27 protein-coding genes are annotated in these 25,290 nt (G+C 45.3%); 16 read left to right on the top strand and 11 right to left on the bottom strand.

The features are described 5' to 3' along the window. Positions 1–39 precede the first annotated feature (39 nt). Positions 40–930, top strand: a complete 891-nt coding sequence (locus tag JFC07_RS08270; RefSeq protein ID WP_198328836.1) for a LysR family transcriptional regulator — start codon at positions 40–42, stop codon at positions 928–930. Between the two features lie 83 nt (positions 931–1,013). On the opposite strand, the gene crcB is transcribed toward JFC07_RS08270, so the two are convergent. The 4 genes from crcB to JFC07_RS08250 form a co-directional block, all read right to left on the bottom strand. Next, positions 1,014–1,385 (bottom strand): fluoride efflux transporter CrcB, encoded by a 372-nt coding sequence (crcB, locus tag JFC07_RS08265; RefSeq protein ID WP_198328835.1) that lies wholly within the window; start codon positions 1,383–1,385, stop codon positions 1,014–1,016. A gap of 60 nt (positions 1,386–1,445) precedes the next feature. Beyond that, complete coding sequence (gene tsaD / locus JFC07_RS08260) at positions 1,446–2,483, bottom strand: tRNA (adenosine(37)-N6)-threonylcarbamoyltransferase complex transferase subunit TsaD (RefSeq protein ID WP_198328834.1); 1,038 nt, start codon at positions 2,481–2,483, stop codon at positions 1,446–1,448. A 94-nt stretch (positions 2,484–2,577) separates the two neighbouring features. After that, on the bottom strand, positions 2,578–3,105 hold the full coding sequence (locus JFC07_RS08255; RefSeq protein ID WP_198328833.1) for a c-type cytochrome: 528 nt from the start codon (positions 3,103–3,105) through the stop codon (positions 2,578–2,580). A gap of 144 nt (positions 3,106–3,249) precedes the next feature. Beyond that, a complete protein-coding gene (locus JFC07_RS08250) occupies positions 3,250–3,678 on the bottom strand; it encodes a hypothetical protein (protein ID WP_227678279.1) in 429 nt (142 codons plus the stop codon). Positions 3,679–4,203: 525 nt separating this feature from the next. On the opposite strand from JFC07_RS08250, the gene rpsU reads away from it, so the two are divergent. Both rpsU and JFC07_RS08240 read left to right on the top strand, forming a co-directional pair. Further along, the gene (gene rpsU, locus JFC07_RS08245; RefSeq protein ID WP_010195908.1) at positions 4,204–4,419 is read left to right on the top strand and encodes a 30S ribosomal protein S21; all 216 of its coding nucleotides are present in this window, start codon (positions 4,204–4,206) and stop codon (positions 4,417–4,419) included. Positions 4,420–4,593: 174 nt separating this feature from the next. Next, positions 4,594–5,043 carry a GatB/YqeY domain-containing protein gene (locus JFC07_RS08240; protein WP_068406303.1) on the top strand — a complete coding sequence of 150 codons (450 nt, stop codon included), beginning with the start codon at positions 4,594–4,596 and terminating at the stop codon, positions 5,041–5,043. 63 nt (positions 5,044–5,106) lie between these two features. Here JFC07_RS08240 and JFC07_RS08235 read toward each other — a convergent pair whose 3' ends face one another. Next, the gene (locus JFC07_RS08235; RefSeq protein WP_227678280.1) at positions 5,107–6,648 is read right to left on the bottom strand and encodes a M48 family metallopeptidase; all 1,542 of its coding nucleotides are present in this window, start codon (positions 6,646–6,648) and stop codon (positions 5,107–5,109) included. Positions 6,649–7,080: 432 nt separating this feature from the next. Between JFC07_RS08235 and JFC07_RS08230 the strand changes: the two genes are divergently transcribed. The 4 genes from JFC07_RS08230 to thiS all read left to right on the top strand — a co-directional run bounded on the left by JFC07_RS08230 (position 7,081) and on the right by thiS (position 9,369). Then, positions 7,081–7,563 (top strand): sulfurtransferase TusA family protein, encoded by a 483-nt coding sequence (locus JFC07_RS08230; protein ID WP_068406298.1) that lies wholly within the window; start codon positions 7,081–7,083, stop codon positions 7,561–7,563. 240 nt (positions 7,564–7,803) lie between these two features. After that, on the top strand, positions 7,804–8,667 hold the full coding sequence (gene rpoH, locus JFC07_RS08225; protein WP_197488882.1) for an RNA polymerase sigma factor RpoH: 864 nt from the start codon (positions 7,804–7,806) through the stop codon (positions 8,665–8,667). Positions 8,668–8,730: 63 nt separating this feature from the next. Continuing rightward, a complete protein-coding gene (locus JFC07_RS08220; RefSeq protein WP_068406292.1) occupies positions 8,731–9,102 on the top strand; it encodes a DUF423 domain-containing protein in 372 nt (123 codons plus the stop codon). A gap of 66 nt (positions 9,103–9,168) precedes the next feature. Then, complete coding sequence (thiS, locus tag JFC07_RS08215) at positions 9,169–9,369, top strand: sulfur carrier protein ThiS (RefSeq protein WP_102077024.1); 201 nt, start codon at positions 9,169–9,171, stop codon at positions 9,367–9,369. A gap of 271 nt (positions 9,370–9,640) precedes the next feature. Here the strand turns inward: thiS and hpf are convergent, their stop codons facing one another. Both hpf and JFC07_RS08205 read right to left on the bottom strand, forming a co-directional pair. Next, positions 9,641–10,021, bottom strand: a complete 381-nt coding sequence (gene hpf, locus JFC07_RS08210; protein WP_068406286.1) for a ribosome hibernation-promoting factor, HPF/YfiA family — start codon at positions 10,019–10,021, stop codon at positions 9,641–9,643. Positions 10,022–10,451: 430 nt separating this feature from the next. Continuing rightward, entirely contained in the window at positions 10,452–12,191 is a 1,740-nt protein-coding gene (locus JFC07_RS08205) for an RNA polymerase factor sigma-54 (RefSeq protein ID WP_198328831.1), read from the bottom strand. A gap of 297 nt (positions 12,192–12,488) precedes the next feature. On the opposite strand from JFC07_RS08205, the gene JFC07_RS08200 reads away from it, so the two are divergent. After that, positions 12,489–13,376: a carbon-nitrogen hydrolase family protein gene (locus JFC07_RS08200; protein WP_198328830.1), complete on the top strand. Its 888-nt coding sequence runs from the start codon at positions 12,489–12,491 to the stop codon at positions 13,374–13,376. A gap of 34 nt (positions 13,377–13,410) precedes the next feature. Here JFC07_RS08200 and JFC07_RS08195 read toward each other — a convergent pair whose 3' ends face one another. The 4 genes from JFC07_RS08195 to lptM all read right to left on the bottom strand — a co-directional run bounded on the left by JFC07_RS08195 (position 13,411) and on the right by lptM (position 17,350). Beyond that, positions 13,411–14,463: a tyrosine recombinase XerC gene (locus JFC07_RS08195; RefSeq protein WP_198328829.1), complete on the bottom strand. Its 1,053-nt coding sequence runs from the start codon at positions 14,461–14,463 to the stop codon at positions 13,411–13,413. A gap of 6 nt (positions 14,464–14,469) precedes the next feature. Further along, the gene (gene dapF, locus JFC07_RS08190; protein WP_144297846.1) at positions 14,470–15,357 is read right to left on the bottom strand and encodes a diaminopimelate epimerase; all 888 of its coding nucleotides are present in this window, start codon (positions 15,355–15,357) and stop codon (positions 14,470–14,472) included. A 223-nt stretch (positions 15,358–15,580) separates the two neighbouring features. Then, a complete protein-coding gene (gene lysA / locus JFC07_RS08185) occupies positions 15,581–16,915 on the bottom strand; it encodes a diaminopimelate decarboxylase (RefSeq protein WP_198328828.1) in 1,335 nt (444 codons plus the stop codon). Between the two features lie 123 nt (positions 16,916–17,038). Beyond that, positions 17,039–17,350 carry an LPS translocon maturation chaperone LptM gene (lptM, locus tag JFC07_RS08180; RefSeq protein ID WP_191690119.1) on the bottom strand — a complete coding sequence of 104 codons (312 nt, stop codon included), beginning with the start codon at positions 17,348–17,350 and terminating at the stop codon, positions 17,039–17,041. Between the two features lie 535 nt (positions 17,351–17,885). On the opposite strand from lptM, the gene JFC07_RS08175 reads away from it, so the two are divergent. The 8 genes from JFC07_RS08175 to JFC07_RS13290 all read left to right on the top strand — a co-directional run bounded on the left by JFC07_RS08175 (position 17,886) and on the right by JFC07_RS13290 (position 25,269). Beyond that, positions 17,886–19,115 (top strand): acetate/propionate family kinase, encoded by a 1,230-nt coding sequence (locus JFC07_RS08175; RefSeq protein WP_144297849.1) that lies wholly within the window; start codon positions 17,886–17,888, stop codon positions 19,113–19,115. A gap of 110 nt (positions 19,116–19,225) precedes the next feature. Then, a complete protein-coding gene (gene pta / locus JFC07_RS08170) occupies positions 19,226–21,382 on the top strand; it encodes a phosphate acetyltransferase (RefSeq protein ID WP_198328827.1) in 2,157 nt (718 codons plus the stop codon). 201 nt (positions 21,383–21,583) lie between these two features. Next, a complete protein-coding gene (locus tag JFC07_RS08165) occupies positions 21,584–22,477 on the top strand; it encodes a nicotinate-nicotinamide nucleotide adenylyltransferase (RefSeq protein WP_198328826.1) in 894 nt (297 codons plus the stop codon). A 149-nt stretch (positions 22,478–22,626) separates the two neighbouring features. Next, positions 22,627–23,040: a ribosome silencing factor gene (rsfS, locus tag JFC07_RS08160; protein ID WP_068406254.1), complete on the top strand. Its 414-nt coding sequence runs from the start codon at positions 22,627–22,629 to the stop codon at positions 23,038–23,040. Between the two features lie 199 nt (positions 23,041–23,239). Next, entirely contained in the window at positions 23,240–24,013 is a 774-nt protein-coding gene (locus tag JFC07_RS08155; RefSeq protein WP_198328825.1) for an MOSC domain-containing protein, read from the top strand. A 6-nt stretch (positions 24,014–24,019) separates the two neighbouring features. After that, positions 24,020–24,904, top strand: a complete 885-nt coding sequence (locus JFC07_RS08150) for an N-acetylmuramoyl-L-alanine amidase (protein WP_198328824.1) — start codon at positions 24,020–24,022, stop codon at positions 24,902–24,904. Between the two features lie 30 nt (positions 24,905–24,934). Next, positions 24,935–25,138 carry a hypothetical protein gene (locus tag JFC07_RS08145; RefSeq protein WP_191690133.1) on the top strand — a complete coding sequence of 68 codons (204 nt, stop codon included), beginning with the start codon at positions 24,935–24,937 and terminating at the stop codon, positions 25,136–25,138. 8 nt (positions 25,139–25,146) lie between these two features. Further along, entirely contained in the window at positions 25,147–25,269 is a 123-nt protein-coding gene (locus JFC07_RS13290) for a hypothetical protein (protein WP_265090564.1), read from the top strand. Positions 25,270–25,290 lie beyond the last annotated feature (21 nt).

Here is a 25,290-nt window from a genome sequence, read left to right as displayed (position 1 = left end):
ATTTTCCTATTTCTTTAACGTCAGTGGTTAGGTTATTTTATGCTAGAGCTTCGTCATCTTAATACGCTAACTGCGCTGCGAGCCCATGGATCATTGGCCGCTGCTGCCGATGAGCTGCATGTCACCGCCTCTGCGGTCTCGCATCAGTTAAAAGAGTTAGAGAACTACTACGATATTAGCTTGGTCAATCGGCGCACGCGTCCGCTGACCTTTACGCCAGCGGGCAAAACGGTACTGGCGCTGGCAGACACTATCATGCCGCAGGTCACACGCACCAAAGCCAATTTAAAACGCTTAGCTCATGGTCAAGCGGGCAGATTGCGCTTGGCTTCTGAATGTCATAGCTGCTTCGATTGGCTGATGCCCATTCTCAATCATTATCGCCGCGAATGGTCAGATGTTGAGCTGGATTTTGCCACCGGTTTTGAGCCTGAGCCGCATCATTTACTGCAAGAAGGTGATATCGATTTATTGATTACCACCAGTAATTTACCGATAGAAGGTATCAGTTATCAGCCATTGTTTGAGTACGAGAGCCGTTTGGTGCTGTCGCCGACTCACGACTTGGCTGAGCAACCATTTATTCATGCCCAAGACTTGGTTGCTGAAACCTTGATTGCCTATCCGGTGGAAGCTAAGCGCCTCGATATCATTGCCAATTTTATGACCCCAGAAGCGGTCAGTTTTAAAGCGATTCGTACCACCGAGCTCACGGCGATGCTAATTCAATTGGTGGCAAGTGAACGCGGGGTGGCGGCACTGCCTGATTGGGTGGTAAGCGAGTATGAAAAAAAAGGCTGGGTGGTTTCGCGGCCGCTCGGTAAAGGCGTTTACTGCCAACTTTATGCGGCGACGCGCACCGCAAGCCAAGATATTGCTTATATGCAAGGGTTTGCCAGTCTATTAGAAGGAATTTTAAAACCTGTATAGCTAGTGCTTTTTTAAAAAGTCGTTTAAAAAAAGAGCCGTATTAAACATTAATACAGCTCTTTTTTATTGCTGAGTTTTTATTCTTACAAAACCAATTTAAACAAATAAAAGCCAATTGCCGTTGCTAATAACGTCAGCCCCACATGTAACCCAATCAGTCCTAAGCCCGCAAGCAATTTGCCGTTATGGATAAAGGTAAATACTTCAGCACTAAAGGTACTAAAAGTCGTCAGTCCGCCCAAAAAACCAGTTATGACAAACAACCTGACATTAGGAGATAAGTCGCTACCCATACGCTCAAACCAAACTAATGCTAATCCTATTAAAAGTCCACCTAAGACATTGGCGCCAAGCGTACCGAGCGGTATCCAGCTATGCAGCGGATTAAAACGCGCCAGCCACCCTCGCAGGCAAGCGCCAATGGCAGCACCTAGTCCAATTGCAAGCCACTGCATAAGTTATCCTTGAGTGAGATAAAGTTTAATAAACTGGATATAAGCGACCTTATAGGGCTTTTATACCGCAGGTAACTCGGTCATCGGCCAACGTGGGACGCAGCTAACAGCCAAATCATCTGCTTGACCGGCTTGCAAACGCTCGTAACCCGCATAAGCAATCATTGCCCCATTATCGGTACATAAGGCTGGCGGCGCGTAATGGACGGTCGCATTAATTTTAGCAAGCTCGCGCTCTAATATCTCACGCAAATGGCTATTGGCACTGACGCCGCCTGCAATGACCAAGCGACTCATCTCGACTTGTTTCAGTGCCTTGACGCATTTTTTCACTAGCGTATCAACTACTGCATGTTGAAAGCTTGCCGCAATATCGGCGCGCACTTTTGGATCGCTGTCGGAGCCATCAGTGTCCTTGATAAGATTATGCACCGCCGTTTTCATACCGCTGAAGGAAAAATCTAAACCGCGATGTAGCATCGGGCGCGGTAAGTCATAGGCATTTTGATTGCCATTTTCTGCCAATTTGGCAATATTTGGTCCACCAGGGTATGGCAGACCAAGCATTTTAGCCGCTTTATCAAAACATTCACCCGCCGCGTCATCGATAGACTCACCAAGGATTTCATATTGCCCGATACCATATGCGGCAATCAGCAAAGTATGACCACCAGAAACCAGTAAGGAGACAAATGGAAACGCTGGCGGATTCGCTCCCATCAAAGGCGCTAACAGGTGTCCTTCCATATGGTGAACGCCAATCGCTGGCACATCCAAGCCATAAGCCAAGCTACGTCCAAATAATGCGCCCGTCATCAGCGCCCCTATAAGTCCCGGCCCTTTGGTATAAGCAATCGCATCAATCTCATTTTTAGTGATATCGCACTGCTCTAGCAATTCGTTGAATAACGGTACCAGCTTACGAATATGGTCGCGGCTGGCAAGCTCAGGCACTACTCCGCCATAAAGTGCGTGCAGCTCTATCTGTGAATACAGCACTTGCCCAAGCAAGCCTTTATTATTGCTATCTATCTGCTCGCTATCAAAAATCGCCAGACCTGTTTCATCACAGGAGGTCTCTAAACCCAATACTTTCATCTATGTGCCTTTATATTTGCTTTGTAGCATTAATAAAAAACCGCCACTGTTAGCTTACAATGGCGGTCATTCTAGCAAATTTCAATACGTAATATTAGCGAGCGGCAGCAACCATATAATCAACTGCGGCATGAACTTGTGCTTCAGTGACGTCTCCAACCGCTTGCGCAGGCATTTTATTAAAGCCTTTAGCAGAATGCATGTGTAACGTTTCTATGTCTTTGGCAAGGTGCGGTGCCCAAGCTTCTTTATCACCAAATTTCGGCGCGTCAAGCAAACCATTCTCATGGCAAACTTTACACTGCTTTTCGTACAGCTGAGCACCAGCATCGGCCGCCAACACTTCTGGTTCAGCAGCAGCTTCAGGTTCAGCCTCTACGACAGGTACTTCCGTAGGCTCTGCTTCAACCGCAGGCTCAGGGGTGACCACTTCGGTTTCTGTTACAGGCGCTTCAGGTTCTATAGCCACCGTTTCAGTTTCATTGGTAGTAGCTGGCTCTTCAACCGCTGTATTGTCGCCGCCACTACAAGCGCTCAATGCCAAAAGCACACTCAAGCTTAGGCTTGTGAGCGCCAATTTAGCAACGGATTTTTTCTTTATTGTATTTTGCTGCATAGTCATAGTTAATCCTTCATCTATAGTTTGTTAATATAAACCTAAATATCGTAGCTGGCATATCAATAGTCATCGCTGGCAATGATGAATCGCTATTATGAAATGAGCATGCGGCTTACTTACTTAATTACTCATAGCTACTAAATACTATTAGTTCGTTGCAGGCTCAGTCGTATCAGTAGTCGTAGCGGCCGCATCGGTATTTGTCGCCGTGGCACTATCAGTAGTAGCCGCTTCTGTATCAGTACTTGTAGTAGCCATACCTCCTGCCGCATCTGTCGCTGCGCCATCTTCTGCTACTGCAGTGTCAGTACCCGTAGCACCCTCTTCTGTCCCTTCTGCCGTGTCAGCAGCAGGCATCGGCGCTGTTTCTGGGAAGTCCATATCTTCTGCTTCAGGTGCGTTTGCACGTGCAAGTTCTGAAGCTTCATCGACTTTATCTTTTGCTAAGACTACACCTGTTTCAGTGCCCGCTTCTTCCTTGTCACTGCTACAAGCACTTAGACTGACGCCCATCGTCAGAAACAATGTCGCCCACAATACAGTACCAATCGTTGTTTTCTTCATGCCATTTTTCATTCAAAGATCCTCAAAATAATAGCTATAAAAGCCTTGTAACGTCTATCTAGGCATATTTTTAAGCGTCTAGTTTCAATAGCTAAATCTTGAAATTTAAAGCAGCTTAAATATGAGCGACAGACTGAGTATAGGATAGGATAGGATAGGATAGGATAGGATAGGATACCATAGACTCCATATAAGCCGTTATTGCTAAACAGCTGTTTTGTCCACTATTTATTGATTATTTGTTAAAAGATTATTAAAAATATTAACACTCACGCCTTCGGTTAAATCTTATTATATTTGTACGGTGTAATTAAATTTTATTGTCTATTATTTGACCTCTATTTAAGCCCTTATCTTACATAAATACGCTAAAGCCTTTGACTTTACTGCAGTTTTTGATTAAAATAAGCGCCCTTGTGCTAGTGCGCAAGACTATCCTAGTTTGAGCTGATGCCGATAATCTTGAGATATTACGGCTAAATACTAATACACAGCCAAACTAATGCCCTTATATCTCATCCTAATCAAGGAGATTTCATGCCTGCAGTTAAGGTTAAAGAAAACGAACCAGTTGACATCGCTATCCGTCGTTTCAAACGTGCTTGTGAAAAAGCCGGCGTTCTATCAGACGTACGTAAGCGTGAATTTTATGAAAAACCAACGCAAGTACGCAAGCGCAAAAAAGCCGCTGCTGTAAAGCGTTATAAGAAAAAATTACAACGCGAAACTATTCGTACCACTCGTATGTACTAATCACTAATACGATTAGCTACCTACCAGCGCTACACTAACGCCACTGTTATCGATGAATAACAGTGGCGTTTTTTATGCTACAATTTTTGTTATTGCTGCTGATAAATGCTCAGCAGATTTTTATTTAACACTTACCAAAAACTATTTTACCCATACTTATAAGGAATAATAACAATGAGCCAACTTAAACAGACGTTATCTGACACCATCAAAACCTCTATGAAAGCGCGCGAGCTTGAACGCGTCAAAGTGTTGCGCAACGTCCAATCTGTGGTCAAGCAGATTGAGATTGATCGCCAAACCGAGCTTGATGATGCGCAAGTGTTAGAAGTGCTACAAAAGCAGCTCAAACAGCGTCATGAGTCCTTGTCTATCTTTACCGAAAATGGCCGCGATGATTTGGCCAGTAAAGAGCAGTTCGAGATTGATATTATTAATGAGTTTATGCCAAAACAAATGGATGATGCCGAGCTTGCCGCTTTGGTCAATGCCGAAATCAAAGAGCAAGGCGCCACCTCAATGCGCGATATGGGCAGCGTGATGGGGGTGTTAAAGAATAAAACCGCAGGCCGTGCTGACCCTGCATTAATCTCTAAATTGGTAAAAGATGCTCTGCAAGGTTAAGTGAAGTTAAAAAAAGTTATATATTCTTAATCTGCGTATCGACCCAAGCTAGCAAACAACCGCCTAAGGCTTAAAGTCTTTGGCGGTTTTTACCGCTTTGATTTCCGCATTAATACTGGCAAGTAACGGTCGGGCGCTGCTCGCTTGCGCGGTTTTTTGCATTTGCTCGGTCAATTGCTTGGCTTGCGTTAAGGAAGTCAGCGCGCGCTCATAATGTCCGCTCCACAGCTGGTCATGACTGCGATAACGCAGCGCATTGATGGTGGCAATTTTTGCCAGTTGCGGCGACTCGGTAGTTTTGGCGATTTTTTCATTGGCCAATTGCAAGCTTTGCCACGCATAGCGGTCGCTTGGCTGCTGCTCGGTCAGTGGCTTAAGCAGTGCTTGCGCCTTGGCTGGCTGATTGCTATTGGTCAGTGCTTCCGCTAAATAAAGACGCAAGTCGCGGCGTTCAGGATATAAGCGCTGCTGACTCTCAAGCAGTTCAGCCGCTTGTTGCCATTTATTCTGCTCAGTGAGAATTTGACTTTGGGTTATGGACAATAACGGCTCGAGTATTTGCCGCTGGGCTGCGGGTAGCGCTGACAGCTCGGTATATATCTCATTGGCCTCGCCAAAACGCTGCTGCTCGCCATACCAATACATCAGCGCCAATTTTGCGCCAACGCTATTTTTAGCAGCGGTCGTCAACGCGGTTTCAGAGACATGCTCGCCGGTGCTTTGCGTGCGCCAATAGAGCAAATCAAACAACGCTTGATGGCGCTGCTGCTTGGATAAAGGCAGAGCATCATAACGCTGGGCGCGGCTTTGCGATTCGCTTAAACGCTCATTACTCAAAGGATGCGAGCGCACAAAACTGGGCAGGAATTGATTGGCGGTTTGGTTCAATTGGCTTTTTTGATTCATGGTTGCAAAAAAGCGCGGCATGGCGCGTGGATCGTAACCCGCTTGGTTCATGATTTGCATGCCCACACGGTCGGCATCACGCTCATTACTACGGCTAAAAGCCATGCTGCTATTCATGGTAGCGGTTTGGCTGCCCATCATGACTGCCGCCGCCGCATCGCCATCGACCGCTGAGGCTGCAATCGCTGCCAGCATGCCGCCTATTTGCATCAGCAAGGCTTTTTTGCGCTCATCCGCGCCGCTCTCATAATGGTGCTGGCTAATATGAGCCACCTCGTGAGCAACGACGCTGGCAAGCTCATCCATGCTGCTTGCCGCCAGTATCGTTCCAGTATTGAGCCCAATTACCCCGCCGGGCGCTGCAAAAGCATTGATACTAGGGTTATCAATGATAACCAAACCTAGCGGCGCTTGCTGGCGAGCTTGCGCATTTAGCCGCCACGTCATCTCTTTTATGGTTTCATAAATCCAAGGGTCGTGCTCCATCTTCGCGCGACTATTGATGTTTCTTAATGACCACTCCCCAAGCAGTTTATTTTCATATTGCTCAGCAAAGCTTAGCCCCTGCCCGCGCAAATTGGGTAAATCTAATTCTTCAGCACTTGACGTCTGCCAGGAACCGTAAGTAAATGGCGCGACTTGCGTGCCAGCACTATTGGCAGTAGTGGCCAGTGCCAGCAAGGTAGCCGATATACCCACCTTTAGTACAAAAACGCCTGTTAACGTTTTTAGCGTTCTTTTAAACAGCGATTTTTTAAGCAATGCTGGTCTATGAAAATAATACAAGTGCGTATCCTATCCGAGTAATCCTAACGTCTTTTTGACTATACGAGCTTGTTTAGTTAAGGTCAATTGCCGTCTGCATCTGGCTACCAATAACGCTGCCACGCGTCACGCTTGTGCAACATGCTTGTGTAAACTTAAGCGTTATAAAGCGAAGTATTAAATGTAAAGTTTATCCTATCGCCCGGTTGTTATTAGATATACTGATTGACCAATGATTATGATAACTATATTCAACTGCAATTGAGTAGTGGCAATTTGCTATAATAGTAGGTCGTGGTAAGCGCTTGTTATCCATGGACTACAAGTGATACTTTCTCAAACATTGATATTTTAAAGGTTTATTTTATGTCTACTGATAACCAATCTGTCATTGTACGAGACTCATATCCTATTTGTTTTGTCGAAACCGTATCTGACGCGCAGCAACAATCGATAACGCAGCTGCTCGATTTATTGCCAGCAGATACTCTTAACTTAGTAGAAAATCTTAACTCGACGGATAGCGCAGAGCAAAGACAGCCAATCATAATTAAAAATATGGTCGATGGGCGCGGTCTTGCCTGCCCTATGCCGCTATTAAAAACTAAAGTGGCGCTACGAGAAGTAGCGGTTGGTGAATCGCTATATGTCGTTGCCACGGACCCAAACTCACAAGCTGATATCAGCGCTTTTTGTCAGCAGAGCCAGCAAACAGGCACAGCAAATCCCTTATTATTGCTTATCAATCAAGCAACAGCGGCAAGTAGCGACAAAATGCTAGGAACAAAAACCAGTACTGCTGTTGATACAATATATCACTTCATCATTACCAAAACTGATAGCAACTAAGCGGCGCTATCCTTTACAATTATAACTATAAGATTTTTATCTGACTCATTGCTTATCTATTTAACCAAGGTCAAGAATATGGCTAATACTTCTAATAACGCTGCAAATACCCGTAAAAAAGACAGCGCAGCACCTGAAAAAAACGAAGCACGCGATGCGGCCTTGAAAGCCGCTGCGGCGCGTCCGCCTTACGATGCGAGCGCACTTGGCGATACACGTACCCGTGACTTAGTGCCTGCTATGCCAACACATTTATCGGCGCCTGGCGTAAACTTGGGCGCTTATATTAATACCGTGCATCAAATTCCGATTTTGACACCGACTCAAGAGCAAGAACTTGCTCACCGCTATTATGATGAGGGCGATGTTGAAGCAGCGCGTCTGCTTGTCATGTCGCATTTGCGCTTTGTGATTCATATTGCCCGTAGCTACTCAGGCTATGGTCTGCCGCAAGCCGATTTAATCCAAGAAGGTAACTTGGGTTTGATGAAAGCGGTCAAACGCTTTGATCCTAATAAAGGCGTGCGTTTGGTATCCTTTGCTGTGCATTGGATCAAAGCTGAGATTCACGAATTTGTCATTCGTAACTGGCGTATTGTGAAAGTTGCAACCACTAAAGCACATCGTAAACTATTCTTTAACTTACGCAGTCTGAAAAAGACCAACAATCAGCTGACGCTCGAAGAAGCCGATGCCATTGCCAATGATTTAAACGTAACGCGTAAACAAGTGCTAGAAATGGAGTCGCGCTTGACCTCGTATGATGCGTCGTTTGAAGCGCAATCGAGCGATGATGACGATGGTCGCTACGCGCCGCAGCTGTTTTTAGAAGATGGTATCGACCCTGCAGAGATGGTTGAAGAGGATGACTGGGAAGAGAACAACTCATCCGCTCTACTAGCAGCGATGGATACGCTAGATGATCGTTCACGCGATATCGTTGAGCAGCGCTGGCTTTCTGAGCAAAAATCAACCTTACATGAACTAGCAGCGGTTTACTCTATCTCAGCAGAGCGCGTACGCCAAATCGAAAAAAACGCCATGGATAAAATCCGTGAAGCCATGACCATCGATAGCGTTATTTTGCCCGATGATATCCAATAAGCTTTAGTTTGTTAGTTAAAACTTACCTATGATAACAATCCTATTTATAACACGAGTTTTACCATGCTAAATTGGATAAGTATCGCCGCTATTAATATGGCTATCGCCGTCGCCTTGGGCGCGTTTGGCGCTCATGGGCTTAAAAATTCGGTCAGTATCCAGCAGCTTGAATGGTGGCAGACGGCAACTCTATATTGGTTTGTACACGGGCTTGGACTATTGCTCGTTGGTATTCTTATTCGCCTTAATTATACGACCCAAACCACAGCATGGCTGCTACAAATCGGCGCACTTATTTTTGCGGGCAGTTTATATGCCATGACGCTTGGGGCACCGCGCTGGCTTGGAGCGATTACCCCTATCGGCGGTATGCTTATGATTGCCGGTTGGCTATGGCTTGCGGTCTCGACATTTCGCTTAGGCCATACTGCTTAAGTTGAATAAAGAAATGGATTAATGGATGAGTAACAAAGGATTATTAACTTTTAGGGAGCACATATTATGAGTAATATTAGTGTTAATGGTAAAAAATTGCAGACCACGCATCAAACCGTCCAAATGGTCGTCAATGAGCTTGGACTTAGTAAAGGCCGCTATGCGGTTGAAATCGATGGTGAACTTATTCCAAAAAGTGAGCTTGATAAAATGCGTATTGTTGAAGGTATGAATATAGAAGTGGTACAAGCAGTTGGTGGTGGTTAAGCGAATATTAGCCCGCTAATTTTTTCATGGATAAAAATTAAGCAATAAAAAAGACCTCTTACGTTGATACGTTGAGGTCTTTTTTATTTGTCGTGCTCTTAACAAATAAAGCAACTTTACGAGCTATCATTTCAATATGATTACTTAGTAAATACGCCAATTATAATAATTATCTTATAGGCTATATTTATCAAACAGTCATAATAATAAAGTCAGCTACTATGTAGATCGGTTGCTGTAGTGAATACTACTTAGAGCAGTGACGAACCCATTACATGACAGGTGCTGCATCATCAACTGTCAGCTCTTCGTAGCGTTCATCGCGCCCTGGACCTTGAGTTTTCTTACGATCCTGACGGGTTTTATATTTACGTACTTGTCTATCAAGCTTGTCTGCCATCTCATTAATGGCTTTATACATATCGTCTTCGCAGGCTTGGACGAACATTTCTTGACCTGCAACTCGCATAATCGCTTCGGCTTTATGGGTTTTTTTCCCACCTTCACTTGAGCCGCTATTATCTAGCGATAATTTTACCTGAATACTTTGAATCTGATCGAAATGACGTTCTACTTTTACAAGCTTTTCGCGAACGGCGTTGTCCATGGCTTCGGTAACACTGATATGGTGACCACTGATAGAAACATTCATATTATCGTCCTTTTATTATTGCTTATATTATTACGTACAATCAGCAGTGAGTTAGCTTTATAGCTTTTGTCATGCTGCCCTACCAATAATTCATCCAGTACCTTTCTTATCATAAAGTTTGGCTTGTCATTTTCTATTCGCTCACTGCTTTATTCTTCTACTCCTTTATTAAAATAAAAAATTACAATACATTTTTATCATTTGTTAAATTAACTAAATCGACCAAACCAATACTGGGTTTTCGTTGTTGGTATGACTCTAATTTGTCATGAAAACCAAAGAGTAGCAAGCCATCAAATTGTAAGTAAATGTAATAAAAAATGATGTTTCATAAATGTTTCTATATAATCAAAAAATTTTATTTTTTATTTACGTTTGAATTAGCTTAATTCTGGTGGTATGACATTTATAAGTCGTTGAATGACAACATTTAATATTTTCGTTTGCGCTGAGTGGATGATCCGATATTCATTGCTTCACGATATTTGGCTACCGTTCGTCTGGCGATATCAATGCCTTCTGCAAATAAAGAATCTTTTATGCGGCTATCAGATAATGGCTTTTTCGGGTCTTCATCTGCGATAAGCTGTTTAATCATGGCGCTGATGGCGGTCGAGGAGATGTCTCCGTCACTACTACTGACGTGAGATGAGAAGAAATGCTTCAGGGAAAACAACCCTTGGGGCGTCAAAATGGTTTTGCTTGTAGTCAGGCGCGAGACAGTCGATTCGTGCAAATCAACTTCTTCGGCAATCGCCTTTAAAATCAAGGGCTGCATGGCAGTTGCGCCATGTTGCAAAAACTCTTGCTGGTAGCGTACGATACTGGTTGCTACTTTTAAAAGGTTTTGATTGCGCTCTTCGATACTGCGAATAAACAGGCGCGCATCGGTGAGATTTTCGCGCAGATATTGATTGTCAGGACTGTCATCGCCACGTTTGACCAAATTGGCATATTCTTGATTGACCCGCAACTTAGGTAAAGTGTCAGGATTGAGGCGCACTTGCCAGCCATCTATTTGCGCAGTCGTGTCGTTTCCATTTTTGTTATCAGTGGTGTGATTGCTATTGTGGCGGCGAATCGGCGTGACTAATACATCAGGAATATCGTAGCTTTCTGACGGCTGCATATAATCGGGCTGACTGCTTTGAAATAGTAGGCCGGGTGATGGATTTAACGTACGTAGCAGGTTAAGCGCTGGAGTAATTTGTTCAGGCGCGAGGCCGGTGAGTTCAGTCAAGGCTTTGATATTATTGCTGACCAAATGCTCACTGGCTGAGAGAAGCGCTTGGGCTTCTTTAAGATATTTTGTATTCGTATCAAGCTTGGACAATTGCAGCGCTAAGCACTCATTGAGGTTGCGTGCGCCAACGCCAAGCGGATCGCACGATTGGATAATGCGCAGTACCGCCATGACCTCATCGTACTCGACGCGCTCGTCCCATTGATAAAAGCTGGCAATGGTATCAAAGCTTTGTAACAACTCATCGATATCAAGGCGTATAAAGCCCATTTCATCCATAGAATCCATGAGATATTCGGCGATAAGTGTATCTGTTTCGGAGAGGCGCTTAAAGTTCAGCTGCCAGCGTACATGGTCTTGAATGGTAGCGCTGGTACTGCCCTGATAGCTATCAAAGTCTTCATTTTTGCCGTTAGCCGAATGAGATGAAAGACTCTCTGAACCTATCGCGGCAGAGGCATAATTACCGCTGCCAAAACCGCTATAATCGTCGCCCTCTACGGTATGGTTGTCGATTGCTTCATCATCAAAACTGGCTTGCTGTAATTTATCTAAGCTATCGCTACTGTATTCAGCACTACTATATTTATCACTACTATTGTCAGAATAGTCGAAACCATCATCCAAAGAGTGGGTAGATTTAGCAAACGAATCAACGCTAGCATTTCGGTTCCAACTATCTAGCGTTAATGGCTCGCCAAACTCATTGAGCGGCTCACCCTTATGACTGTCGTAACTGTCGAAATTATCATAGTCATCTTCATCCTCTTCCACACGCTCTAGCAAAGGATTGCTATCAAGCTTCGCCTGTACCTCCTGCGCAAGCTCAAGACTAGAGAGCTGCAGCAATTTGATGGCTTGCTGCATTTGCGGGGTTAGCTTTTGCGAGGTATTTAGCGTGGTCGCCAATCCAAACGACATACTCATGGGTGACTGATTACCTTTCGATCGTGGTGAGATTCTATATGTTATGCTGGTTAAAGCCTGCGCTTATTAACGCTTATCATCACTAATAAGCGCTTTAGCCTATCAGGTCATGACGATAGCATTTTTTGCTACAATGTTGCTATGATAATTTATATTCTGTTCAGGTAAGCCATTTTTAGCTTTTGTTCACCTTATAAAACTGCAATAGCTTTGCAGGGATGCCAAGCTTTTAAATATAACAGAATAAAAATAACTAAGAGTAAAGCCCTATAAAGCTTAAAAATTGAGAATAATATTATGAATGAGATTACTAAAAATGAACCGCTGACCGTTGCTGCTGTACAAATGAGCAGTCAGCAAGACATCGAAGCCAATTTAGCCGATATAAAAGCTGCTATTAGCGAGGCAAGTAAGCAAGGCGCGCAGTTAATCGTTTTACCAGAAAACTGCTGTAGCATGGGTCGGCAGTTTGCCACTGCCGAGCGTTTTGATGAACTATCCGACGCAATGGCCGAGTATGCACGTGCTTTTGGTATTTATCTATTAGCAGGCTCGCTGCCCTGCCCTTATCGCCCTGATGGCGTCATCGTGCCCGATGGAAGGCTACGTCAAGTCAGTCAGCTATTTGCGCCCGATGGTACGCGTGTGGCACGCTACGACAAAATTCATTTATTCACTGCAACCGTTGCCGATAAACAAGGCAGCTATAATGAAGCGGCGACTTTTGAGCCTGGCACGCAAACGGTTGTGGTTCCACTCGAAGCAAATGATGCCGTTTATCAGCTCGGTATGATGGTCTGTTTTGATTTACGCTTTCCAGCCTTAGCGCAGCGATTACGGCAGGCGGGCGCAGAGGTGTTAAGTGCGCCATCGGCGTTTACTTATTTAACGGGACAGGCACATTGGTCGCTATTGCTACGCGCGCGGGCATTAGACAGTCAGTGTATGGTGATTGGTGCCGCACAAGGTGGTGAGCATCTTTATAAGAATGGCGATAGTCGGCAAACATGGGGACATAGCACGATTACTGCTTATGACGGCACGATTATCAATAGCTATGAGGATAGTGACTTAAAAAACTCTGCTAATAAAAATTATGCCTTGGTATTAGCAAACTTAGATAAAGCAGGACAAGCGCAAGGACGGCAAAAGATGCCAATCTTTGACTGTCACCGTTTGGCATAAATGTAGGATTAAATGCTTAAGAAATGACCAGAACTTAAGTAACATCAACACCATTTTGCGTATGCGACGCACGCGGATGGGCGCGATCATAAACTTGGGTCAATTTAGCAAAATCAACATGAGTATAAATCTGCGTGGTACTAATGTCGCTATGACCGAGCATTTCTTGTACCGCGCGCAAATCACCACTGCCAGATAGCATATGCGATGCAAAGCAGTGGCGCAATAAATGTGGATACATATTTTGCGCAATCCCAGCCCGCGTAGCCGCAACTTTGAGTCGCTGCTGCACCGCCCGCGTGGATAAACGTGTACCTAACTTTTCACTGATAAACAACGCATTGTCCATCTGCTCTACCCAAAGATTGCGGTGCGGTAGATAACGTTTAATCGCCTCGGCGGCTTTGATGCCTAAAGGTACTAAGCGCGTTTTGTTGCCCTTACCCGTCACGCGCACGCGCAAATCAGCCAAGTCTATATCGGCCATATCGAGCGCCACCAACTCGCCAACACGCAGACCGCTACTATAAAGCAGTTCGAACATTGCCTTATCACGCAACCACAAGCGCGCCTGCTCTGGCGTATCAGGGATTTCTTGGTCAAGCAATTGCGTCAATAAATCCACATCGGCGATAGACGGCAGCGGTCTAGGGCTGCGCTTAAGCTGATAGCCCGTAGTCGGGTTAATACGCGCTAAACCCTCTTTTATCAACCAGCCATAAAAATGACGGATAGCCGATAGCTCTTGCTGAACGCTCGCCAGTGCCAGCTTATCTTCATCTAGGCGTTGGCTGATATGCTGGGCTAACTGCCGCTTATCACAACGCGTCCATGTCAGACGTTTGCCGCGTAAAAACAGCGCCAATTGATTTAGACCTGCAAAATAAGCCACCAATGTGTGCTCGGAGTGATTGCGTACCGACAGCGTATTTAGCCAACGATGCACTGGCGCTAGCAGTTCACGTAGCGTACTATCTGCTTCGATGGTTGTTGCCAATTCTGCCGATAGCCATGTGTTTGATTTAGTGTTTGATTTAGTGTTTGATGTAATGTTTGACTGAATATTCGAGCTAGGCGTTGTCGTCATTATCTATTAGCCTTCTGGAGTAGGCTTAATGCCTGCTTGCGCCATTAAGCCATCTGGGCTAAACACCCCTTCATAGACAAACGCCGTTGGCCCAGTCATCATCACAGAATAACCCGGCTGCCATTTGATAATCATGCTGCCGCCATAAAGCTGCGCGCGTATGTCTTCGCCTTCATCAAGCCAGCCTTCACGGATACCAACCGCCACCGCTGCACAAGCGCCCGTACCACAAGCTTGGGTTTCGCCAACGCCGCGCTCATAAACACGCAGACGGATATGACGCTGATTCATGACCTGCATGAAGCCGACATTGACGCGCTCTGGAAAGGCCGGATGTGATTCGATGGCTTTACCCAAGGTCTCAACATCAGCTTCTAGGACATTATCAACCCTGATGACCGCATGCGGATTGCCCATATTGGCGACATAAAGCTGCACCGGCGTACCATTAACGTTTAGATGATAGGCATTTTGGATTTTGGTCGTCGCTCTTGGGGTAAAGGGAATCTCACTTGGCTCAAATTTGGGCTTACCCATATCAACCTCGACCCAGCCATAACGGTCGGTCGTTAAGGAGATTATCCCGCTCGCCGTTTCAACGCGCAGACGCTGCTTAAATGACAGTTTACGCGCTTGCACAAAACGGGCAAAACAGCGCGCGCCATTACCGCATTGCTCAACCTCTGTGCCATCGGTATTAAAAATGCGATAACTAAAATCAACATCGGGGCGCATTGGCGGCTCAACGACGAGCAATTGATCAAAGCCGATGCCTAAATGACGATCACCCAACAGCTGTACCAATTCCTTGGTCAACTCTAAGCGTTGGGTCACCAAATCGATGACCATAAAATCATTGCCCAGCCCATGCATTTTTGTAAATTCTATTAGCATATCCTTGTTATCCTATCCTATTTTTATGTATGCCTTATATTAGCACGCTGTCAGATACAATCATAATTATCACCGCTATCAAACGCTAAGTTAAAGCTCTATCACCGAATAAATATTTCTTATCCAAACCTTCATTAAAGCAGGCAATAAAAAACCCATTGTCGTTATCACAATGGGTTTTTTTTAATTAAAAAACTCGTAAGCACTAAATTGGTTAAAAGAGTTATTTATCCTGCCACAACACTTCATTAGCATATAAAGATTCAAGCGTTTCGCGTTTGCGAATCAGTTGATGCTTATCATCGGCTACCATCACTTCGCTAGCACGACCGCGTGAATTGTAATTGCTACTCATGGTAAAGCCATAGGCGCCAGCCCCAGTAATGGCTAAAATATCACCTGTTGCTAATGACAATAAGCGGTCTTTTGCTAAAAAGTCACCGGTTTCACAAATCGCGCCAACGATATCCCATGGCTGCGTGTCATCGCTATCAATACCTTCTTTAGGTAAAACACTTGGAATCACCGCCATTTCTGCTTGATATAACGCTGGACGTATCAAGTCATTCATTGCCGCATCGACAATGGCAAAGTTCTTGTGCTCGGTTGGTTTTAACACATCAACCTTAGTTAAGAGCACACCGGCGTTGGCCACGATACTACGACCCGGCTCGAAGAATACCGTTAAACCAAGCTCACCCAGTTTGGGTAGTAACGCTTGCGCAAACTCCTCGATAGACACTGGCGTTTCATCGATATAACGTACGCCAAGCCCGCCGCCCAAATCGATATGACGCAGCTTAATGCCTTTAGCTCGCAAGCTATATATCAGCTCAATCACTTTATCAAGCGCTGCAACAAATGGCGCGACCTCGGTCAGTTGCGAACCGATATGACAGTCGATACCGACGATATCAATATGCGACAACTGTGCCGCTTGTTCATAAACCGCAACGGCATTTTCATGGCTGATGCCAAATTTATTGTCTTTTAAACCGGTTGAGATATACGGATGGGTCTTGGCATCGACGTCTGGATTGACCCGCAATGAAATCGGCGCTGTTTTATCAAGCGCTTTTGCCACTTCGTTAATCAGCGCCAATTCACTAATCGATTCAACGTTAAAGCAGCCAATACCTTGGTTAAGGGCATATTCGATTTCGCTATAGGTTTTGCCAACGCCTGAAAATACCACGCGCTCAGCTTTCCCGCCCGCTGCCAATACGCGCATCAACTCACCGCGTGAGACAATATCAAATCCTGCCCCTGCTTGCGCCAAGATGCCAAGTACGGCAAGGTTAGAGTTTGCTTTCACCGCATAGCAAATTTGATGCTCTAGGTTGGCAAAGCTTGTGGTATAAGCCTGATAAACGTCTAAAATTGCTTGTTTTGAATAGACATAACACGGCGTACCATAGTGCTTGACCACCTCATCAATACTTACCTGCTCCATATATAACGCGCCATCGCGATAATCGAGCGCGGGCAAATGGGCGGTTAAGGCTTCAGGATGCACATACAATCCTTGCTCAGTTTTGGTCGTGACTGACTGACTCATAAAGTTGTCTCTAATATAATCAATGTATTAAGGGAGTAAACAATTTAGGGGTTTAGCAGCTTGAATAGGCTAAGAATCGTTTGAATATTTGGCTTTTAATAAACCAATACTAATAGACAAGCATTAATAATCGTTAGGATCCGTACTCGGCGCAGGCAGCTGAAAATCTTCGGCATCTGGCTCGTTATTTGCATTGTCATTGAGCTTAGCAAAGGCGGCATCTTGCGGATGACTGGTGCTCTCAAGCACAGCCGTATTGTCTTTTACCGTTTGGCTACTCGATTCTGCTAAATACAAATCGCCTTTTTGTCCGCAACCTGCCAACGCAGTTGCCCCGATTACCAGCGTCGCTATGGTTACCTGATAAACAGCAGGTTTGACGTCAACGCTTAAATTAGCGCTGTTAAAATTTGAGGTACGGCGTATAGTAAACATAGAATGGCTAACCTTTCATCTTGCAATGGTTTGCAGGCGATAACAATCACTATCAGCGAAAATAAGGCTGCAGTAGAAAAATAGGACAATTTTTTAATCATAGCATTATTCGATAAAGTTGTGCGCCCCCTGCTGCTGATTGGCGCATAAATTTATAAGAATTAACGACTAACGCTAGGCAAAATGGGATTTTATAAACGCTATCAATAGCTACAGACAGAGAACCACAGACAAACTTACTTACAATTTTATAAAAACAGCTTTTATCCTATTATCTCTGGCAGCGGTTGATGGTATTCGGTGTACACTTGTATAAAACGGCATAATTAAAGCCTTATAGTTATCGTGGTATAAACCTCAAAATATGGTACATTATAGTGAACCCTTGCAGCAGCAATGATAAAAATCAGCGATAGGATTGTTGCGTATGGCAGCTGTTTGGCTTACGGCGACAAGAATATGGCTGGTTTTTTTATGTAATCGGTGACTATCGATGTCGAATCACCACCCAAAAAATAACTTCTAAGGATAGAGTATGAGCGCTGGCGTAACCACCAATTTTAATGATAAAGACTCTGAAACATCGAATCTAACCAACCCCACTTTAGTCCTTAATTGCGGCTCCTCTTCAATCAAATACGCACTCATCAGCGAAGACAATGCTACGCGTATCACAGGTCTGGCAGAAAACTTAGGCCTCGACACTGCGCGCATCAAACACACAACGCTAAATGGTGAAAAGCTAGAAATCGCCATCGCTGGCGGTCGTCATGAACTGGCCTTGAAAAAAATCCTTGAGTTACTTGAGCAATATCACTTTATTGCTGTCGGCCACCGCGTGGTGCATGGCGGCCGCGAGTATTCAGAAGCGGTGCGTGTCGATCAGCATGTGTTAGAAGAAGTCAAACGCTTAAAAGTATTAGCACCGCTCCATAACCCTGCCAATGCGCTCGGTATCGAAGCAGTACAAGCAATTTATCCCGAGATTCCGCAAGTGGTGGTATTTGATACCGCCTTCCACCAAACCATGCCACCTGTTGCCTTTCGTTATCCACTGCCAAAAGTCCTTTATGATGAATATAAAATCCGTCGTTACGGCTTTCATGGTACCTCGCACGCTTATGTATCAGAACGCGCCAGCGAAATCACCAGTGCTAAAGCGCCACATGGTTGGTTGACCGCGCACCTAGGTAATGGCTGCTCGGCGACGGCTGTCTATAATGGTGAAAGTCTCGATACCAGTATGGGTTTGACGCCGCTTGAAGGGCTGATGATGGGCACGCGCAGCGGCGATGTTGACCCAAGCTTGCATATTCATCTCAAGCGCCAGCTAGGCATGAGCTTAGAAGAAACCGATAAGATGCTCAATAACGAAAGTGGGCTGCTGGGTATTTCAGGCTTATCCAATGATTTACGTACTATCGAGCAAGCAGCAAATGAAGGTCATCAAGATGCTAAGCTTGCGATTGAGATGTTCTGCTACCGCGTCGCTAAGTACCTTGCCAGCTTAAGCTGTGCGCTACCTGACTTTACCGGCATTGTCTTTACCGGCGGGATTGGGGAAAACTCAGTGACCACACGGACGCGTATTTTAGAGATGATGCCGCATTTTGGTATCAAGGTAGATAGCACTAAAAACGCCAGCTTGGTCGGTGGCAAAGAAGGCAGTTTCCATGCCGACGATAGCAGCATTGAGCTGTGGGTGGTACCAACCGATGAAGAATGCCGCATTGCCCAAGAAACGCGCGAAGCCTTAGGTTTGTAAGCATCAGATTGCTAAACAAACCATTACTTGTGCCATAAGAAAACAGGGAGCGTTTGTATGGCACAAGGATAAAACGCGCTTAAAAAATAAAATAAATAGTAGGATACATTATGCAAACTTTTTTACTTGTGCCCATCAGTCGCGGTATCGGTGTGACGTCAGCGGCGTTAGGCTTGATTCGCGCCTTTGACTATAACGGTATCAAAGCTGGCTTTATGAAGCCGTTTTTACAAGACGATACCTTAGATAAGCAAAACAGTTTAGACAGCTCAAGCGCGCTGGCAATGCACGCTTTTGGTCTTAATCCACCCAAATCTATCAGCCGTCAGCGCCTTGAGCGTATGCTTGGCGACGACAATCTTGATGATTTGATGGAAGAAGTAGTCGTCAATTATCATACCTTAGGCGACGACTACGATGTGGTAATTTGTGAAGGCTTAGTATCGACGACTGAGACCTCTTATGCGTCGCAAATCAACCGCGCCATTGCCCATGCCTTAGATGCTAAAATCATTTTTGTCAGCACCGCCGATACCAGTAAACCTGCCTATCTGGCTGACAAGCTTGACGTCTACGCCCGTGAATTTGGCGGTATAGCCAGTGAGCGCACGCTTGGTTGTATCTTGATGCGGATGCACGATTTGCCAAACGCCCAAAGCACCCTCGAAAATCAGATGGTCGCCCCAGGCGAAGCCATCGTCAATTTAGACGAGGGCTTTATGCAAGAAGTACAGCGCCTGTCACCGCACTTTAATACCGAAGAGTTTCGCTTAATCGGCGTGGTGCCCTTTAGTGATTCGCTCTCTGTACCGCGTACGTGGGATATCGCCGCTGAGCTCGACGCCACTTGGTTAAACGTCGGTGAGGCAAAATCGCGCCGTATCAACCGCATCAGTTTGACCGCGCGCTCGGTCGCTCGCGTTGATGAAGTCTTTAAACGTGGTACGCTTATCGTTGTGCCGGGTGACCGCGACGACTTACTGTTGGCCGCAGGGCTTGCTTGTATCAACGGCATCCCTTTAGCAGGACTGGTATTAACGGGCGGTGTGGTACCAAGCGCAACCGTCGCTGAGCTTTGGCAGTCGGCGCTCAAAACCGGCATCCCTATCATGAGTGTCGAAAGTGACAGTTATGAGACCGTACAAAGCCTGATGTATATGAGCTCTGAGATTCCAAGCGATGATACCGAGCGCGCTGAAGAAGTGGCACGTTATGTCGCCGCGCATTTAGACCTCAACTGGATTAAAGAGTACTTTAGCCAAGAGTATGAGATGCGCCTGTCTCCTTCGGCATTTCGTCATCAAGTGGTCAAAAAAGCGCAAAATGCCAAAAAACGTATCGTGCTCCCAGAAGGCTCAGAGCCACGTACGGTGGAAGCGGCGTGCATTTGCCAAAGTCGCGGTATCGCCAACTGCGTGTTGATTGCCAAGCGTAGTGAGGTCGAGCAAGTAGTGAAAAATCGCGATTTGGTGTTGCCTGAGGGCCTTGAGATTATCGACCCTGATAGCCTTGATATGGATAAATATATCAATGCCGTGGTCGAGCGCCGTAAGGGTAAAACCAACGCCGAAGTCGCTGCTGAATACCTCAAAGACACGGTTTATTTAGGTACGACCATGCTCGAAATGGACGAGGTTGACGGTCTCGTTTCTGGAGCGATACATACTACAGCGAATACCGTGCGCCCTGCGTTTCAACTGATTAAAACCGCGCCGCAGTATTCGCTGGTATCGTCAGTGTTCTTTATGCTGCTACCTGAGCAAGTGGTGGTCTATGGTGACTGTGCCATTAATCCTGACCCGAACGCCGAAGAGCTCGCTGAAATCGCCATTCAATCGGCGCAGTCTGCCGCCGCCTTTGGTATCAATCCAAAAGTGGCGATGATTAGCTACTCAACGGGTTCATCTGGTACGGGCGCTGATGTCGAAAAAGTCATTCGTGCAACCGAAATCGTCCGTCAGCGTGCGCCGCACCTCGCCGTCGATGGCCCATTGCAATATGATGCCGCTTCGGTCATGAGCGTCGGTAAACAAAAAGCCCCTGACTCACCGGTTGCCGGACAAGCAAACGTCTTCATCTTCCCTGACCTAAACACTGGTAACACCACCTATAAAGCCGTACAACGTAGCGCCAATGTGGTCAGTGTCGGACCGATGTTGCAAGGCTTGAATAAGCCCGTTAATGACTTATCGCGTGGTGCGTTGGTCGATGATATTATTTATACCATTGCCCTGACCGCCATCCAAGCGCATAGCGACGCGATTTAATCTCGTTACAGCTTATAATTTACAGTCATGCTTAATCGCTATACATTTAACCGACTATCATCATGATGGTCGGTTTTCTATGGACTATTTTTGTTAAATCTTTAGGGCTTTAAAACATACGACCCTACTGAGCGCTCGACAATAATGCTATAGTTCACTTAACGACACTGTCCATTCGCAGCGCTTTTTGCTCATTTATTTATGCCTCATTCTAAAGACTATCACCTAACGAAAAACGCCAAACCCGCCATTCGTGCCTATTTGGGCGGCTCATTTGATCCTGTGCATAATGGTCATCTGCAAATGGCGCTGTATGTTTATCAAAGTCTACTGCCGCTAGCAAAGCAGCAACAGCGCGAGCTACAGCTGTCATTATTGCCCAATGCGCGGTCGCCTTTTAAAGCAGACAGCACCGACCCTAAGCACCGTCTGGCCATGCTAAAGCTGGCTATAAAAGATACCCCGCTACAAATCAATGAGCTTGAGCTGTGGCAAACGCCGCCGGTCTATACCATTGATAGCGTAAAAACCTTACGCGCGCGCTACCCGCACGATAGCCTGATATTTATCATGGGCATGGACAGCGCGCAGAGTTTGGATAAATGGAAAGACGGTTTGACGCTGACCGATCATGTCAATTTATGGGTATTTAATCGGCTTAGCATTGCTGAAAATGACCCTATTATTAATAATAATGATGAAAATACTATTGCACAAGAAAAGCTTATTAATCAAGACTTAGTAACGTCAAACCTTACTGCACTGCAATCTCAGCTTCCCATAGCATTGCAACACTTCATCACTGACTCGGCTACTGACCTTGTCGCGCCAGCTTTAAAATCTTTAACAGCCAGCAGTAACTTGAAAAACGCCGCTCAAGGACGCATTTATATAGACCCGCGCCCTGTGGCAGCGATATCAAGCACCCAAGTACGTCAACAGCTGCGCAAGCAAGGTTCGCAAAACGCAACTTTAAAGCCAATAAATGCTATCATTAACCCGACTGTACCCAATTCGTTCGCTAAATGGCTAAATCCTGCCGTTTATCAATATATTATCGACCATCAGCTATATTCTGCTGCTCAATTCCGTTAAAATCGCCTTATACGTTTAACTTTACCTATTTTATCCATGTTGCCGTAAAAACACCTGCCTATTTACCTATTTTTCAAGGGCTCGTGAGCAAGCAATGTGATGATTTACTATTTTATTTTTAATATTTATGATTGAAGAGAAGACCATTTATGACCAATACCATGACTGAAGAACGCTTAAAAGAATGCTTAGCGGTAGTCGAAAACACGCTTGACGATATGAAAGCAAAAAATATCACTGTTTTAAACGTAGAAAATCTAACGGACGTGATGGAGCGCATCGTCATCGCTGACGGTACTTCAAAACGCCACGTCCGTGCGATGGCAGACAGCGTCGGCGCTGAAGTTAAGCAAGCGGGCTTTATGCCACTTGGCCGTGAAGGCGGTACCGATTCTGACTGGACGCTGATTGATTTGGGCTCTGTTGTCGTGCATATGATGACGCCAGCTGCGCGTGAGTTCTATGACTTAGAAGGCCTATGGTCGTCACCTGATCAATTGGCTGAGCTGGTCGCTGTACCGCGTGAGAAGAAAACCGCAGGTCGCCGTAATAAAAATAAATAATCTTGTTTGTTAACAGCACTGTTTAAAAAAAGACCAGAGTCAACTCTGGTCTTTTTTTGTTTAAAATTTGGTACAGATAAAGGTTAAATCGCTAAAGCCATATAATCACATGCCCGATTAGGCTAAGATAATAGCCATCTTTAACACCTCTAATGAGTTAACCACTCGCCTAATAAATCCCTATCGATTAGGATAATCCATGAGCATAGAGCAAATAGCATCTTCTAGCCAAAAAAATAGTGCTGATTTCAATCAACCTTTACCGCTACATATCGCCAATTTAACCTGCGTGCGTGCTGGCAAAGCCATGCCATTTGCCCGTGAGCAGATGAGCGCCATTGATAAGGCACCCATCAAAGAAGCGGTTGCGGTCAACTTCATGGGTCTGAGCACTGATGAACAAGCCGATAGACGCCATCATGGCGGCCCGCTAAAAGCTGTACATCAGCTAGCGACGTCAACTTATGACAAGATAAATACAGAGTTTGGCTTAAAGGTACGCGTTGGCACACTGGGTGAAAACTTAACGACTGAGGCGGTCAATGGCCTGCCTGCAATGGATGAGTCGACGGTGTGTATTGGGGATATTTTTCAATACGGTGGGCAATATGGCAATACTGATAATAACAACAGCGTCCAACTTCGCATCGTGCAACCTCGCCGCCCCTGCTACAAAATCAATGACCAAATCGGACAGTTTAAACTGAACAAAGTGCCAAATATCGCCTCTTGGGTGACCAAACAAGGTATCGCTGGCTGGTATTTTCAGGTTGTACGTGATGGTATGATTCACGCTGATTTGCCGGTTTATCTCATCGAACGCCCCTATCCTTTTGCGACACTTGAAAAGCTATGGCAATTATCAAACTCAAAAGAGAAGTTTGCAGCAAAAGTGATTGAGCCGTGGCTGGCGATTGAATGTTTAGAAGAAAGCTGGAAAAAGGTTTTAGCAAAGAAAATTAGGAAGGGTTAGCATTTCATGGCAAAAAATATCTTTTTAGCATTCGCATGTGCCTTAACGCTGCCCCTCATTGGCTGCGTGACCACTCATAATGTCCAAATAGCGACCAGCGAGCCTTTCGTCATCGATAGCGAAACCTATCAAGCTACGGGCAAAAGCGAGCGTATCAAAACCATTATTTTGCATTATACGGTGAGTAATAATGCCCGCGCTATTAGGCTTTTGACTACTGGTGACGTCAGCGCTCACTATCTGATTTTGGATAATAACGATAATAAAATTTATAACTTAGTGCCCGAGGGCGAACGCGCGTGGCATGCTGGCACGGGCGGTTTTGCTGGTAGAACGATACTCAACGATACCTCTATCGGCATCGAGATTGTCAACCCAGGCATCAAACCTGAATATCGAGACGCCTTAAAAAGCGGTGCGCTCGACTATCATCCTTATGAGCACTATGTCGAATTTAATGAGGTTCAGATTCGAAAAGTAGCGCAGCTGGTACAAGACTTGGCGAAAATATATAATATCTCAGCAAAGAATATCATCGGTCATGCGGATATGGCACCGTCGCGTAAAATCGATCCTGGTGCTAAATTCCCTTGGGAGCGACTGCATAAGGAGTACGGCATTGGGGCTTGGTATGATGAGTTTGATAAGCAATTCTTTATGAATCAAGACGCGTTTGCCGCGGCAACGATACCTGAGATTAAGCAAGCGTTTCGCGATTATGGTTATCAAATCAATGACACAGACGCGTGGGATAAAGCCAGTCGCGATGTCGTGTATGCCTTTCAATTGCATTTCCGTCCGCAGCAGCCAACGGGCGAGCTGGATTTAGAAACGTATGCGATACTACGTGCACTCAATAAGAAGTATGCTGGTCGTGATGACTTTTATTAATGGATAAAAAAATAGTAGGAGACATAAGCCATGAGCAACTCACAATACAACGAGAAAAATGAGCAAGACGAGCTACAGAAATATCTGGAAGAAAAAGCAAGGCAGGAGCAAGAACAGGAAATAAAAAAAGAACAAGAACATGAGCAGCTGTCGGCTTATGAGGCTTGTGTGTTAAGAGAAAGCGCAAAGATTCATGAGTTGATTGCTGAGGCGCAGAAAGGGAAAGCTGATTAGGAAAAAATATGGATAAAGAAATCATCTTTTATGATCTTCGTATGCTAGCGAAAGCAGAAAATGGAGCTTACACTTTAAGTATTTCTGTTGAAAGTGGGGGAGTTTCCCAAACTCTGTGTAACTGCTTATAATCCACTAACAGGAGAATAAGC

Origin of the sequence: Psychrobacter faecalis (assembly GCF_016107575.1) — a bacterium.
Lineage (GTDB): Bacteria > Pseudomonadota > Gammaproteobacteria > Pseudomonadales > Moraxellaceae > Psychrobacter > Psychrobacter faecalis.
Note: the sequence above shows the minus strand (reverse complement) of the source record. Positions and strands in the feature narration are given on the sequence as shown.

Excerpts from the sequence above, each read along its gene's own strand:
- JFC07_RS08270 (WP_198328836.1), top strand. The coding sequence starts at position 40 with ATGCTAGAGCTTCGTCATCTTAATACGCTAACTGCGCTGCGAGCCCAT.
- crcB (WP_198328835.1), bottom strand. The coding sequence starts at position 1,385 with ATGCAGTGGCTTGCAATTGGACTAGGTGCTGCCATTGGCGCTTGCCTG.
- tsaD (WP_198328834.1), bottom strand. The coding sequence starts at position 2,483 with ATGAAAGTATTGGGTTTAGAGACCTCCTGTGATGAAACAGGTCTGGCG.
- JFC07_RS08255 (WP_198328833.1), bottom strand. The coding sequence starts at position 3,105 with ATGACTATGCAGCAAAATACAATAAAGAAAAAATCCGTTGCTAAATTG.
- JFC07_RS08250 (WP_227678279.1), bottom strand. The coding sequence starts at position 3,678 with ATGAAAAATGGCATGAAGAAAACAACGATTGGTACTGTATTGTGGGCG.
- rpsU (WP_010195908.1), top strand. The coding sequence starts at position 4,204 with ATGCCTGCAGTTAAGGTTAAAGAAAACGAACCAGTTGACATCGCTATC.
- JFC07_RS08240 (WP_068406303.1), top strand. The coding sequence starts at position 4,594 with ATGAGCCAACTTAAACAGACGTTATCTGACACCATCAAAACCTCTATG.
- JFC07_RS08230 (WP_068406298.1), top strand. The coding sequence starts at position 7,081 with ATGTCTACTGATAACCAATCTGTCATTGTACGAGACTCATATCCTATT.
- rpoH (WP_197488882.1), top strand. The coding sequence starts at position 7,804 with ATGCCAACACATTTATCGGCGCCTGGCGTAAACTTGGGCGCTTATATT.
- JFC07_RS08220 (WP_068406292.1), top strand. The coding sequence starts at position 8,731 with ATGCTAAATTGGATAAGTATCGCCGCTATTAATATGGCTATCGCCGTC.
- thiS (WP_102077024.1), top strand. The coding sequence starts at position 9,169 with ATGAGTAATATTAGTGTTAATGGTAAAAAATTGCAGACCACGCATCAA.
- hpf (WP_068406286.1), bottom strand. The coding sequence starts at position 10,021 with ATGAATGTTTCTATCAGTGGTCACCATATCAGTGTTACCGAAGCCATG.
- JFC07_RS08205 (WP_198328831.1), bottom strand. The coding sequence starts at position 12,191 with ATGAGTATGTCGTTTGGATTGGCGACCACGCTAAATACCTCGCAAAAG.
- JFC07_RS08200 (WP_198328830.1), top strand. The coding sequence starts at position 12,489 with ATGAATGAGATTACTAAAAATGAACCGCTGACCGTTGCTGCTGTACAA.
- JFC07_RS08195 (WP_198328829.1), bottom strand. The coding sequence starts at position 14,463 with ATGACGACAACGCCTAGCTCGAATATTCAGTCAAACATTACATCAAAC.
- dapF (WP_144297846.1), bottom strand. The coding sequence starts at position 15,357 with ATGCTAATAGAATTTACAAAAATGCATGGGCTGGGCAATGATTTTATG.
- lysA (WP_198328828.1), bottom strand. The coding sequence starts at position 16,915 with ATGAGTCAGTCAGTCACGACCAAAACTGAGCAAGGATTGTATGTGCAT.
- lptM (WP_191690119.1), bottom strand. The coding sequence starts at position 17,350 with ATGTTTACTATACGCCGTACCTCAAATTTTAACAGCGCTAATTTAAGC.
- JFC07_RS08175 (WP_144297849.1), top strand. The coding sequence starts at position 17,886 with ATGAGCGCTGGCGTAACCACCAATTTTAATGATAAAGACTCTGAAACA.
- pta (WP_198328827.1), top strand. The coding sequence starts at position 19,226 with ATGCAAACTTTTTTACTTGTGCCCATCAGTCGCGGTATCGGTGTGACG.
- JFC07_RS08165 (WP_198328826.1), top strand. The coding sequence starts at position 21,584 with ATGCCTCATTCTAAAGACTATCACCTAACGAAAAACGCCAAACCCGCC.
- rsfS (WP_068406254.1), top strand. The coding sequence starts at position 22,627 with ATGACCAATACCATGACTGAAGAACGCTTAAAAGAATGCTTAGCGGTA.
- JFC07_RS08155 (WP_198328825.1), top strand. The coding sequence starts at position 23,240 with ATGAGCATAGAGCAAATAGCATCTTCTAGCCAAAAAAATAGTGCTGAT.
- JFC07_RS08150 (WP_198328824.1), top strand. The coding sequence starts at position 24,020 with ATGGCAAAAAATATCTTTTTAGCATTCGCATGTGCCTTAACGCTGCCC.
- JFC07_RS08145 (WP_191690133.1), top strand. The coding sequence starts at position 24,935 with ATGAGCAACTCACAATACAACGAGAAAAATGAGCAAGACGAGCTACAG.
- JFC07_RS13290 (WP_265090564.1), top strand. The coding sequence starts at position 25,147 with ATGGATAAAGAAATCATCTTTTATGATCTTCGTATGCTAGCGAAAGCA.